The sequence below is a fragment of the Nocardia sp. NPDC058480 genome (assembly GCF_042720495.1).
Lineage (GTDB): Bacteria > Actinomycetota > Actinomycetes > Mycobacteriales > Mycobacteriaceae > Nocardia.
Window position 1 is genome coordinate 635,581 of sequence record NZ_JBHXMN010000001.1, and the last position, 11,750, is coordinate 647,330.

The window sequence follows — 11,750 nt, forward strand, 5'->3', positions numbered from 1 at the left end:
CGGCGCGGCTCAGTTCACCGGCGGTCGATCAGGGATCTCAACTCACCGGCACCGCGCTCGGCGTCACCCGCGCGAGCACGTCAACGGGCAGGTCGACGCCCGGCTCGAGGTTGTCGGCCGGGATCGGCTCGCCCCAGACCTGCCGCAGCGGCAGCACACCGGCCCACACCCCGCCGGTCGCGATGTCGCCCTCGTCGTCGTTCGGTCCGCCCGAGCGCACCTTCACCGACGCCTCGGTGAGGTCGAGCGCGAGCACCATCGTCGCCGCCATCTCCTTGCGGTTGGGCGGGCGCACCCGATCCCAGGCACCGGGCGCGGCGTGCTCGACGATCACCCGCAGGGCGTTGTCGCGCTCGGCTTCGTCGGTGACCAGTACCGCCCTGCCCCGAATCACCGCGCAGCGGTAGTTCATCGAGAAGTGCATGGCCGAGCGGGCGTACACCAGCCCGTCCACGTGGGTCACGGTGAGGGAGATATCGGTGTCGATCGCGGCGCGCAGATTGCCGGCTCCGGTGGATCCGTGCAGGTAGAGGGTGTCGCCGACGCGCCCATAGATGGTGGGCAGCACGACCGGCGACCCACCGAGCAGCACGCCGAGGTGGCAGAGAAGACCCGCGTCGAGCACCGCGTCGAGTGCGGCGCGATCGGTGGCGCCGCGTTCCTTGGCGCGGGTCAGCGTGGTGCGCGGGGTGGGCGACAGGGAGTTGCGGTTGACGTCGTGCGTGCTCATAAGATGAGCTTCGCCGAAGAAGTGGACCGTGTGGAGGTCCAATTCAATAGAAGTTCAACAGGCCAATTCGAGGTGGACGATGCTCGACGACCTTCCGATTCCACTCGACCGGACCGCCCCCGTACCGCTGTCGGCGCAGGTGGCCGATGCCCTGCGCGCCGCCGCGACCGACCGGGTGCTGCGCGTCGGCGACCGTTTGCCGTCCTCGCGCGCCCTGGCACAGCGACTCGGGGTGAGCCGGACCGTGGTGGCAGGCGCCTACGACCAACTGCACGCGGAAGGGTGGCTGACCGGCCGACACGGCTCCGGCACCTACTTGAGCACCGCCCCGGCCACCGCACCGCCGAGCACCGGCGCGGGCCACAACACCGATCCCGACGCGGGCCTGCTCGATCTCGGCCCCGGCGCACCGTGCGCCGAAGCGGTCGACTCCGCCGCATGGCGCCGGGCCTGGCGCGCGGCAGGCGACCAGGCTCCCGAGGCCCGCAAGAACCGTGCGGGCGAACCGGACTTCCGAGCGGCGGTCGCCGATCACCTGTTGCGCCATCGCGGACTGGCCGCCGGGGCCGGATCGGTGGTCCTTGCCACCGCCGGTACCAGCGCGGCGGTGGGTGAGCTCGCCACCGCACTGCTCCGCCCCGGCGACACCGTGGCCATCGAGGATCCCGGCTACCTGCGAGCCGTCGGCGCGTTGCGTGCCGCGGGGATCGAGGTTGTCCCGGTGCCCGTCGACGCAGGCGGTTTGTGTGTCGACCGAATCCCGTCCGGTGTCCGCGCGGTGTATTGCACACCGGCACACCAGTTCCCGCTCGGCGCGATGATGCCCGCGTCCCGCCGGGTCGAGCTCATCGAATTCGCCAGAAGAACTGCTACTTTCATCATCGAAGACGACTACGACGGTGAATTGCGTTACGACACAGCCCCACTGCCACTGCTGGCCGCGATGGCACCCGACGTGGTCGTTCATCTCGGCACCACCAGCAAGATCATCGCCACCACCCTCGGCGTCGGCTGGCTCGTGGCCCGCCCCGACGTCACCGACGCCGTGCTCGCCCATCGCGCCGAGATCGGCAGTTCCCCGAGTCCCGCCGGGCAGCGGATCCTCAGCGAATTCGCCCGCCACGGCGACCTGTCCCGGCACCTGCGCCGGCTGCGCCGGGTCGTGCCGCCCCGGCGCGCCCTGGTCGTCGACGAACTCGCCCGCCGTGGTGTGCCCATCATCGGTGACGACGCGGGCTCGCACGTCGTCGTCGAGCTCCCCGGCCCCGCCGCCGAACGCCACGCCGTCGACGCCGCCCGCGCGCGTGGTGTCCTCCTCGACGGCCTGGCCCGGCACCACCTCGCCGACCCACACCACTTCGGCGTCGCCATCGGCTACACCGCCCTGAACAGCGCCGACCTCGCCCGAGCCGTGCCCATCGCGGCCGACTGCCTCGCCGAAGCAGCTCGCGTAGTCGGCCCATCGCGGTCGTAGCATGGACCAGGAACCGGCACTACCCCTGGCGACTATCGAAGAGGTGAGCACATGACCGATCAGGACATTCTGGCGCGGATCAAAGAGCTGGTCGACGACGAGCACGCGCTGCGAGCCAAGGCCACCGCGGGCGAGATCGACCCGGTAGCCGAACGCAAGCAGTTGGCCGAACTGGAAGTGATGCTCGATCAGGCATGGGATCTGTTGCGGCAGCGGCGCGCTCGCACCGGCTCCGGTGAATCACCCGACGACACCGGGATGCGTTCCCCCCATGAGGTCGAGGGCTATCTGCAGTGACCGAGGCCGAGTACGACGTCATCGTCATCGGCGCGGGCCCGGCAGGCGAGAACGCCGCCGCCTATGCCATCGCGGGCAGCGACCGCACCGCCGCCCTCGTCGAGCGGGAGCTGTTCGGCGGCGAGTGCAGCTATTGGGCGTGCATCCCCAGCAAGGCGCTGCTGCGGCCCGGCGCCGTCCTCGACCTCGGCGAGTCGATGCCGGGGGTGAGCGCGAGTGGCCCGCAGGTGGCCGACATACTCGCCCGCCGCGACTCCTTCGTGCACAACCACGACGACAGTTCCCAGGTCGAGTGGGCGACATCGGCCGGCATCGTGCCCGTTCGCGGCGCGGCTCGACTGATCGGCGAACGACTCGTCGAGGTCGATACCGAGGACGGCGTCAAGGTCCTGCGCGCCCGGCACGCGGTCGTCCTGGCGACCGGCACCACCGCCACCATCCCCGATATTCCGGGCGTGCGCGAGGCCCTGCCGTGGACCTCCCGTGACGCCACCAACCTGACCGTCGTCCCGCGCCGGGTCGCCATCATCGGTGGCGGTGTCGTCGCCTGCGAGACGGCGACCTGGCTGGCCGAACTCGGCGCCGAGGAGGTGACCCTGCTGGTCCGGGGCGACCGCCTGCTGCCACGCAGTGAGCCGTTCGCTTCGGAACTGGTCCTGCGGGGTTTGCGCGACACCGGAAATGTCACGGTGCGGTTCCATACCGAACCCCTGCTTGTCTCGCGCCGCGATCCCGAAGACACCGGTGTCGGCCGCATCCACGGCGGTCCGGTCACCCTGGTGCTCGACGACGGCGAACTCGAGGTCGACGAACTCGTCGTCGCCACCGGCCGCACCCCCGCCACCTCGAATCTCGGCCTCGACGCCGTAGGACTGCCCGCGGGCTATATCGAGGTCGACGATCAGCTGACCGCGCGCGAGGTGCCCGGCGACTGGCTCTATGCCGTCGGCGACGTCAATCACCGTGTGGCACTGACGCATATGGGCAAGTACCAGGCCAGAGTCTGCGGTGACGTGATCGCCGCCCGCGCGGCGGGCACACCTCTCGACGGCATGCGGTTCACCGCGAGCGCCGACCACCAGCAGGTACCCCAAGTCGTCTACACCGCACCGGAACTCGCGGCCGTCGGCCTCACCGAACACGAGGCGCGCACCGCCGGACACGCGGTGGACACCGTCGAGCTCGATATCGCCGTCGCGGGTTCCGCGCTCTCGCGTGACGACTTCCACGGCCGTGCGAAGCTCGTGATCGACACCGCCGCCGACCGCATTCTCGGTGCCACCTTCGTCGGTCCTGACCTTGGCGAACAGCTACACGCGGCCACCATCGCGGTGGTCGGACAGGTGCCGCTGGACGCGTTGTGGAACGCGGTACCCGCCTTCCCGACCGTCAGCGAATTCTGGCTGCGGCTGCTGGAAGCCTGGCGCGAGAAGACTATTTGAGCAGCCGCGACATCCGCCGGTCGGCGAGCACCTTGCCGCCGGTCTGGCAGATGGCGCAGTACTGGAACGACCGCTCCGCGTAGGACACCTCGCGCACAGCGTCCCCACACACCGGGCACGGCTGCCCGGTTCTGGCGTGAACCCGCATGCCCGAACGCTTTTCGCCTTTCAACCTGGCCGCGTCCTGGCCCACCGAACGATCGACCGCGTCGAGCAGCACCGTGCGCAGGGCGGCGTACAACTGCGAAACCTTCTCCGCCGACATTGTTTTGGTGTTCGCGAACGGAGAGATCTTCGCGGTGTGCAGAATCTCGTCGGAATAGGCGTTGCCGATTCCGGCGAGCAGGGTCTGGTCCACAATCGCGGTCTTGATCCGCTGCGAGGTACTTTTCAGCAGCGCGGCGAATTCGTCCTCGGTCAGTCCGAGCGCGTCCGGTCCGAGCCGCGCGATGCCCGGCACCAGCTCCGGATCCTCGACGACATAGACCGCCAGCCGTTTCTTCGTGCCCGCCTCGGTCAGGTCGATCGCGGGCGTCGCACCCTCGGGAGTGAAGAAATGCACGCGAAGCGCCAGCGGGCTCTTCCCACCCGGCTTGGGCGGCAACGGATTCGGCTCATCGATCCAGCGCAACCACCCACCGCGCGACAGATGGGTGATCAACCACAGTCCGCCACAATCCATACCGAGGAATTTCCCCCACCGGCCCGCGCCGGTGACATCCCGGCCGGACAGCGCGGTAACCGGCGGATCGAAGGTCTTCACCGCGCTCAGGGCCGCCACGTCGACGCGGCCGACCACAGCGCCGACCGCATGATCCCGAAGGAACTGCGCCAACGCCTCTATTTCCGGCAGTTCGGGCACGGTTGCCAGTTTAGCGATCTATCGCGCGTCGGCGCGGGATCCATCAGCCCGCGCGGAGCAAATAAACGTCCATGATCCAGCCCTTTTCCGCGCGTAGTTCCGCGCGGCGGGCCACGATGTCGCGTTCGACCTCGCGTAGATTTCCCTCGATCAGGGTTTCGTCGGGCATGCCGAGATAGGCGCCCCACCAAATATGGATATCGTCGCCGCCGACCTCGGTGAACGAGCATTCACCGTCGAGCATCACCACCGTCGACCCGGGACCGAGCCCTTCATCGCGCAGCCTGCGCCCGGTCGTGACGTGGACGGGTTCGCCGATCCGGTGCAGCACCATCCGGTGCCGGGCTGCCAGCGCGGCGATGCTGGTGACGCCGGGGATCACCTCGTAGCCGAAATCGGCGCGACCCCGCGCCAGCACGTGCTCGACCATGCGCAGGGTGCTGTCGTAGAGCGCCGGATCGCCCCACACGAGGATCGCGCCGATGCCGTCCACCTGGTCGAACGCGGCTTCGAGGAGTTCGGAGCGCCGTTCGTGCCAGTCCACCACGACACCGGCGTAGTCCGCGGGGGTGCGCTCGCGCGGCGGATCGGTGATCTCGATGATCCGGTGCGGCGTGTCAACGTGCTCGGCCAGGATCGTGGTGCGCACGTCGACCAGTTCCTGTTTCTCGGTGCCCTTGCCGATCACGAAGAAGGCCTCGGCCTTTCGCATGGCCTTGACCGCCTGCATCGTCACCTGGTCGGGGTCTCCCGCACCGATGCCGATCACGTAGAGCTTGCGCATAGCCGAAGAGCTTGCCAGGTGCCGATCCGCCGAGCCGACCCCCGTAGAATCACCAGGCGTGGCCACCCCTGATACGCAGTACGAGGATCTGCTCCGGCACGTTCTGGAGCAAGGCACGCCAAAGGCCGACCGCACCGGCACCGGAACCCGCAGCATCTTCGGTCACCAGCTGCGCTACGACCTGGCTGATTCCTTCCCGCTGATCACCACCAAGCGGGTCCACATGAAATCCATCGCCTACGAACTGCTGTGGTTCCTGCGCGGCGATTCCAATGTCTCCTGGCTGCGCGAGCACGGCGTGACGATCTGGGACGAATGGGCCGACGCCAAGGGCGAACTCGGCCCCGTCTACGGCGTGCAGTGGCGCTCGTGGCCGACCCCCGACGGCACCCACATCGACCAGATCGCCCAGGTACTGCACACCCTGCGCACCGACCCCGATTCGCGCCGGATGATCGTGTCGGCTTGGAATGTGGCCGACCTGGACAAGATGGCGCTCGCCCCCTGCCACGCCTTCTTCCAGTTCTATGTCGCCGACGGCAAACTGTCCTGCCAGCTGTATCAGCGCAGCGCCGACCTGTTCCTCGGGGTGCCGTTCAATATCGCCAGCTACGCCCTGCTCACCCTGATGGTCGCCCAGCAGACCGAGCTCGAGCCCGGCGAGTTCATCTGGACCGGCGGCGACGTGCACATCTACGACAATCACCTCGACCAGGTTCGCGAGCAGCTCACCCGCGAGCCCTACCCCTTCCCGACGCTGCACCTGCGTCCGGCGACGAGCCTGTTCGATTACACCTACGAAGACATCGAGCTGTCCGGCTACCAACATCACCCTGGCATCAAGGCGCCGGTGGCGGTGTGAAGCAGATCGGCCTGATCTGGGCGCAGGCGAACGACCGGGTGATCGGCCTCGACAACACCATTCCGTGGCGTGTGCCCGAGGATATGGCCAACTTCCGCGACACCACCATGGGTCACCCGGTGATCATGGGCAGACGGACGTGGGATTCGCTCCCGGCGAGTTTTCGTCCGCTGTCCGGACGCCGCAATATCGTGGTCACCCGCCAGACCGATTGGGCTGGCGACGGTGCCGAACGCGCCGCGTCGGTGCCCGACGCGCTGACCATGACCGACGAGTCGGACACCTGGGTCGCGGGTGGCGGCGAGATCTACCGCGCCGCGTTGCCCTTGGCGACGATCCTGCTGGTCACCGAGGTCGACACCACCGTGGCCGGCGACGCGTTCGCCCCGGTCATCGGCCCGGAATGGCATGCGGACGACACCCCGTGGCTGACCTCGAAAACCGGTCTGCGCTACCGCATTCGCCACTACACCCGCGACTGAGGAACACCTGGCCGACGGTCACGGCAAATGGCTAACGGTCACGGCAAAACGCCCGAACGCGTGGGCGGCGTCGGGCATACTCCTTCGCAAGACCTGCCCGCGAGAAGCCTGCGAAAGGCCCGATTCATGGACAAGAAATCGCTCACCGCGGTGGCCCGCCAACAATTGAAGCTGGCAGCCTGTTCGACGAGCGGCCGGAGCTCGCAAACCCTCATCGGCGGCCACACCCACGCGCTGCGCCAGACCGTCGTCGCACTCGCCGAGGGACAAAGCCTGGCCGAACACGACAATGCGGGCGACGCCACCATCCAGGTGCTCACCGGAACGCTGGTGCTGATCGCGGGCACCGACGAATGGAAGGGCTCGGCGGGCGATCTGATCGTCGTGCCGCGCGCCCGCCACAGCGTCAAAGCCGTCGACGACGTCACATTTTTGCTGACCGTCGCGAAGTAGCAGGTCGTTCGCCCGAATTGCGCTGACACCTCGAGGTGTTGATCGAACCTGTCGGTGCGGAGCCGTACTGTGGACGCCATGGGTGAGCCACAGCCGATCCTCGATCCACTCACGCCGTCCGCGATTTTCCTGGTCGCCACCATCGACTCCGGTGGCGAATCCGCGGTCCGCGACCTCTTGTCAGACATCTCCGGGTTGCGCCGTTCGGTCGGATTCCGGGTTCCCGGTGAGGGTTTGACCTGCGTCACCGCGATCGGCTCCACAGCCTGGGATCGACTGTTCGTCGGCCCGAAACCGGCTGAGCTGCACGAGTTTCCCGGTTACAACGGCCCGATCCACAGCGCACCGACCACCGCTGGCGACCTGTTCTTCCATATCAAGGGCGAAACCCAGGGCCCCTGCTTCGAACTCGCCATGGCGATCGGCGCCCGCCTCAAAGGTGCGGCGACCATCGTCGACGAGACGGTCGGCTTCCGGTATTTCGAACAGCGCGACCTGCTCGGCTTCGTCGACGGCACCGAGAACCCCGAAGGCCCCGGCGCGGCCTCGGCGGCGCTGATCGGCGACGAGGACCCCGGGTTCACCGGCGGTAGCTACGTGATCGTGCAGAAGTACACCCACCCGCTCGATCAGTGGAACGCGCTGTCGATCGAGGAACAGGAGCGGGTGATCGGGCGGACCAAGCTCGCCGACTACGAACTGCCCGACGATGTGAAACCCGCCGACTCGCATGTCGCGGTGAACACCCTCATCGACCCCGACGGCACCGAGCGCCAGATCGTGCGCGCCAACATGCCGTTCGGCACCATCGGCACCGGCGAGTTCGGCACCTACTACGTGGCCTACGCCGCCACCCCGAGCGTCACCGAGCGCATGCTCGAGCGGATGTTCCTCGGCACCAGCGAGGCGGCTTACGACCGCATCCTCGACTTCTCCTTCGCGGTCACCGGCACGCTCTTCTTCGTTCCCACCGTGGATTTCCTCGACGACCTGCCCGACGCGCCCATCACCGCAGGCGCCGCGATCGAGCCGTCGACACTGCCGGAAATCGCCCCGGTCGAACGCGCGAACGCGACGGCGGATCGCTCGGACGGCTCCCTCGCTATCGGCACGATGAAAAGGAGTAACTGAATGAACAATCTGCATCGCGAACTCGCGCCGATCACCGGCGAAGCCTGGTCGCAGATCGAGGAGGAGGCGACCCGCACGTTCAAGCGCAACATCGCGGGCCGCCGGGTGGTCGACGTGTCGGGACCGCACGGGTTCGACTTCTCGGCCCGCAACCTCGGCCGGGTCACCTCGATCGCCTCGCCCGACGACGGCGTGCAGGCCCGTCAGCGCGTGATCCAGCCGGTGATCGAGTTGCGAGTGCCGTTCACCCTGCAGCGCGACGAGCTCGACGATATCGCGCGCGGAGCGGGCGATGCCGACTTCGACAATCTCAAGGACGCGGCGCAGAAAATCGCCTTCGCCGAAGACCGCGCGATCTTCGAGAGCTACGCCGCCGCGGGCATCACCGGTATCCGCGACGCCGCCTCGAACTCCCCCGTCGCCCTGCCGAGCAATGTCGTCGACATTCCCGATGCCATCTCGCACGCGCTCACCGGCCTGCGCCTGGCCGGTGTGCAGGGCCCGTACTCGGTGGTGCTCAGCGCCGAGCTGTACACCCAGGTCAGCGAGACCTCCGATCACGGTCACCCGATCCGGACCCATATCGAGCGGCTGATCGACGGCGAGATCATCTGGGCACCGGCGATTTCCGGCGGTTTCGCGCTCACCACCCGCGGCGGCGACTTCGAACTGGCGCTCGGTCAGGATCTGTCGATCGGGTACCTCAGCCACGATGCCGAGACCGTGCAGCTGTACTTCCAGGAGACCTTCACCTTCCTCGTCGAGACCTCCGAAGCAGCGGTGTCGCTCGGCTCGTGAGCGCGGCCGCTAGGGTGGGCCACGAATCATGGAGAGGGAGGTCCGCATGTCGGTCGTGCGTGCCGGTGTGGTGTCCGCCAGGCGGAGCCTGTTCTATTGCTTGATCGGAGTCCTGGTCACCACGGGCGTCGTCGGGTTGTTCCTGGCGATGTTCGGGGTGAACCGGGTGATCACCGGGTTGCTGGTCGGTGCGGTCGGCGGGTTCGTGGTCGGTGTCGCGCTGTTCGTCCGTGATGTCGTCGAACTGCACGAGCACGCGATCTACGCGCGGACCCCGTTCCGTTCGTCGACCGTGCCGTGGGACCGCGTCGTCGCGGGCCGCTTCACCCTCGACGAGCACGCGCGCTGGGTCCTGGCGTTGGACCTCAACGGCGAGTCGGCCGACGAGCTCGTGCTGCTGTCGATCCCCCCGGTGATCGGGCCCGTCACCGGCGCCTACGACATGCGCAAACGCGAGCAGGTGAGCGAGATCCGAGAGATTTTGCGCGCCAAGCGAATCCCGATCACCGTGCTGCCCGAGATCGCGGGCGCGCTCAACCAGCACTGGCAGATCGCCCCGCCGACCGCCCGCTGATCACGCGGGCGGGTGGACTGGACAGCGATGTAGCCGAACTCCTCGTTCATGAACGCCTCGATCCGGGCGATGCGGTCGCGCTCGAGTTCGGTCAGGCTCGCCATGTCCGCATCGGAGAGCGGCAGCTGCGGGAACGAGCCCGCACCACCGTTGACGTGCACGCCGACCACCCGATCCGGCGCCACTCGCCCGACCTCCGGACTCACCGCCGCGCCGATATCACCACCCTGCACCCCGAACCGCTCGTACCCCAGCCTGGTCATCAACTCGACCCAGGCCTCGGCGATCCGGCGAACCGGCCACCCCTCGGCGACCGGTCCGGAGAACCCGAAACCGGGCAGCGACGGAATCACCACGTGGAAGGCATCGGCCAGGTCGCCACCGTGCGCGCGCGGGTCGGTCAGCGGGCCGATCACATCGAGGAATTCCGCGATCGAGCCCGGCCAGCCGTGCGTCAGCAGCAGCGGCACCGCATCGGGTTCGGCCGAGCGGACGTGCAGAAAGTGAATGTTCTGCCCGTCGATCACGGTCGGGGAACGAAATCGGTCAGCCAGGAACCAGGTCCGCACTCCTGCGCACCGCACCCGGCAGCTGACCATCCACCTGCGGCGCGACCTCCATGACCGCTTCCGCCACGGCGAGACAGGCACCCAACCGCAGTGGCTTGCGCAACCCCGAATCCCCCTGCAGCAGTAGCCGAACCGCCGCCCACGGCAGATTCACATCGGCGAAGGACGTGTGGAACAAACCCGCCGAGGGACGTGGATTCGCCTCGAGCAGCACCGATTCCCCACCGCGATAACGCAATTGAACATTCGTCCCTCCCGCCATGGCGGCACGGGAATGCCTGCCGCACGGGCGATCTCATAGGTGCGAACCTTGTCGGTCAGCGCCTTCACCGCCGACAGCGGCGAACACATCAGGCTGGTGCCGACCGCCGCGAAGTCCGCCGCTCGGCCCGCGAGCGCCTCGAGGCGGCGCGGCGGGATGAGAACGTCGATGCGATGCATGCGACAACCCGGACCCTATCCCGGTTCAGCGTCGAGCACATTTCGAGAACAAAGACCCCACATCACATCCACCCGGCCAGCGTCCGAGTACTGCACGACGGCGACCCCGCGGCGGGTGTACTCGAGAGATGGCCTAGCGAGGGAGCAGCGCACCCGGGTCGAATGTGACCTCGAACGGTGCTCGCAACGTCACCGGGTCACCGGCCGACGCACGGTGCGTGTGTTCGTATTCTCCGTCCGGGCCGAGCGCATAGGCGAACAGCACCGGCAACTGCTCATCGACCAGACGGCCCTTGAACGAGTTGATCTCGAAACGCCAGTACGTCGGGATGCCCGCCTGTGCGTACAGCACGGGCTTTACCATCCGGTCCTGCAACGTTGTCGACTTCGACACGACTTCGACGGCGAGTTCGACCTGACTGGCCGGCACCCCGCGCCCGTGCCAATCGATCGGGCCCGCGACCACCATGAGGTCGGGAATGGGCTCGTCATCGCCGATGAGCACGCCGACGCCGTCCATCACCAATCGGTCGGCGGGTACAACCGCGTCGAGGACCTGCGTGAGCCGCTTTATCAACCACTGATGCATCGGTTTCGGCGCCGCATTCACGACGAGCTGGCCATTCAGCACCTCATATCGCAGACCGTCATCGGGCATGTGATCGAGATCCGCGGCAGTCCAATGATCGGAGCGCGGCAACGGCATCGCCATACATCCACCTCCGACCTCGTCGAATGCACCGCGCGCCGCCCGCGTCGGTCGATTCGAGTCTAGCGGCTGCGAGATACATCCGGCATGCCCGTTGCTGCTCGCCCAGCAGAGATGACCTGGTGGGCGAGCAGCTTCGGGC

The 11,750-nt window shown here is 67.7% G+C and carries 14 protein-coding genes and 1 pseudogene; 9 read left to right on the forward strand and 6 right to left on the reverse strand.

Going from position 1 to position 11,750, the window contains the following annotated elements; translation table 11 throughout:
* Nucleotides 1–37: 37 nt before the first annotated feature.
* A complete protein-coding gene (locus ACFWO8_RS03030) occupies nucleotides 38–730 on the reverse strand; it encodes a pyridoxamine 5'-phosphate oxidase family protein (protein ID WP_378940883.1) in 693 nt (230 codons plus the stop codon).
* A gap of 79 nt (nucleotides 731–809) precedes the next feature.
* Between ACFWO8_RS03030 and ACFWO8_RS03035 the strand changes: the two genes are divergently transcribed.
* From ACFWO8_RS03035 to ACFWO8_RS03045, 3 genes are read left to right on the forward strand one after another with little or no spacing between them, the layout of a single operon-like run.
* Nucleotides 810–2,204, forward strand: coding sequence for a PLP-dependent aminotransferase family protein (locus ACFWO8_RS03035; RefSeq protein WP_378940885.1), 1,395 nt, complete (start codon nucleotides 810–812; stop codon nucleotides 2,202–2,204).
* A 51-nt stretch (nucleotides 2,205–2,255) separates the two neighbouring features.
* Entirely contained in the window at nucleotides 2,256–2,501 is a 246-nt protein-coding gene (locus ACFWO8_RS03040; RefSeq protein ID WP_378940887.1) for a DUF2630 family protein, read from the forward strand.
* Nucleotides 2,498–3,943, forward strand: a complete 1,446-nt coding sequence (locus ACFWO8_RS03045) for a dihydrolipoyl dehydrogenase family protein (protein ID WP_378940889.1) — start codon at nucleotides 2,498–2,500, stop codon at nucleotides 3,941–3,943. Before ACFWO8_RS03040 ends, ACFWO8_RS03045 begins: the two co-directional genes overlap by 4 nt.
* Here the strand turns inward: ACFWO8_RS03045 and ACFWO8_RS03050 are convergent.
* The gene (locus ACFWO8_RS03050; protein WP_378940891.1) at nucleotides 3,936–4,805 is read right to left on the reverse strand and encodes an Fpg/Nei family DNA glycosylase; all 870 of its coding nucleotides are present in this window, start codon (nucleotides 4,803–4,805) and stop codon (nucleotides 3,936–3,938) included. The two genes, ACFWO8_RS03045 and ACFWO8_RS03050, sit on opposite strands and share 8 nt — an antisense overlap.
* 43 nt (nucleotides 4,806–4,848) lie before the next feature.
* Nucleotides 4,849–5,589: a precorrin-6A synthase (deacetylating) gene (cobF, locus tag ACFWO8_RS03055; protein ID WP_378940893.1), complete on the reverse strand. Its 741-nt coding sequence runs from the start codon at nucleotides 5,587–5,589 to the stop codon at nucleotides 4,849–4,851.
* A gap of 58 nt (nucleotides 5,590–5,647) precedes the next feature.
* Here cobF and ACFWO8_RS03060 point away from each other — a divergent pair, with 58 nt between their 5' ends.
* The 6 genes from ACFWO8_RS03060 (at nucleotide 5,648) to ACFWO8_RS03085 (ending at nucleotide 9,889) form a co-directional block, all read left to right on the forward strand.
* Nucleotides 5,648–6,451, forward strand: coding sequence for a thymidylate synthase (locus ACFWO8_RS03060; protein ID WP_378940895.1), 804 nt, complete (start codon nucleotides 5,648–5,650; stop codon nucleotides 6,449–6,451).
* A complete protein-coding gene (locus tag ACFWO8_RS03065) occupies nucleotides 6,448–6,933 on the forward strand; it encodes a dihydrofolate reductase (protein ID WP_378940897.1) in 486 nt (161 codons plus the stop codon). The genes ACFWO8_RS03060 and ACFWO8_RS03065 overlap by 4 nt, the downstream gene beginning before the upstream one ends.
* Nucleotides 6,934–7,059: 126 nt before the next feature.
* Complete coding sequence (locus tag ACFWO8_RS03070) at nucleotides 7,060–7,386, forward strand: cupin domain-containing protein (RefSeq protein ID WP_378940899.1); 327 nt, start codon at nucleotides 7,060–7,062, stop codon at nucleotides 7,384–7,386.
* Between the two features lie 78 nt (nucleotides 7,387–7,464).
* The gene (locus ACFWO8_RS03075; RefSeq protein ID WP_378940901.1) at nucleotides 7,465–8,517 is read left to right on the forward strand and encodes a Dyp-type peroxidase; all 1,053 of its coding nucleotides are present in this window, start codon (nucleotides 7,465–7,467) and stop codon (nucleotides 8,515–8,517) included.
* Entirely contained in the window at nucleotides 8,518–9,315 is a 798-nt protein-coding gene (locus ACFWO8_RS03080) for a family 1 encapsulin nanocompartment shell protein (protein ID WP_378940903.1), read from the forward strand. It begins immediately after the preceding gene.
* 46 nt (nucleotides 9,316–9,361) lie between these two features.
* The gene (locus ACFWO8_RS03085; protein ID WP_378940905.1) at nucleotides 9,362–9,889 is read left to right on the forward strand and encodes a hypothetical protein; all 528 of its coding nucleotides are present in this window, start codon (nucleotides 9,362–9,364) and stop codon (nucleotides 9,887–9,889) included.
* Nucleotides 9,890–9,963: 74 nt separating this feature from the next.
* On the opposite strand, the pseudogene ACFWO8_RS03090 reads toward ACFWO8_RS03085, so the two are convergent.
* The 3 genes and pseudogenes from ACFWO8_RS03090 to ACFWO8_RS03100 form a co-directional block, all read right to left on the reverse strand.
* Nucleotides 9,964–10,488, reverse strand: a pseudogene (locus ACFWO8_RS03090) (alpha/beta fold hydrolase); the annotation flags it as partial.
* Nucleotides 10,436–10,720, reverse strand: coding sequence for an ATP-grasp domain-containing protein (locus tag ACFWO8_RS03095; protein WP_378940907.1), 285 nt, complete (start codon nucleotides 10,718–10,720; stop codon nucleotides 10,436–10,438). The pseudogene ACFWO8_RS03090 and the gene ACFWO8_RS03095, both read right to left, overlap by 53 nt.
* 312 nt (nucleotides 10,721–11,032) lie before the next feature.
* Nucleotides 11,033–11,611 (reverse strand): Uma2 family endonuclease, encoded by a 579-nt coding sequence (locus tag ACFWO8_RS03100; protein ID WP_378940909.1) that lies wholly within the window; start codon nucleotides 11,609–11,611, stop codon nucleotides 11,033–11,035.
* Nucleotides 11,612–11,750 lie beyond the last annotated feature (139 nt).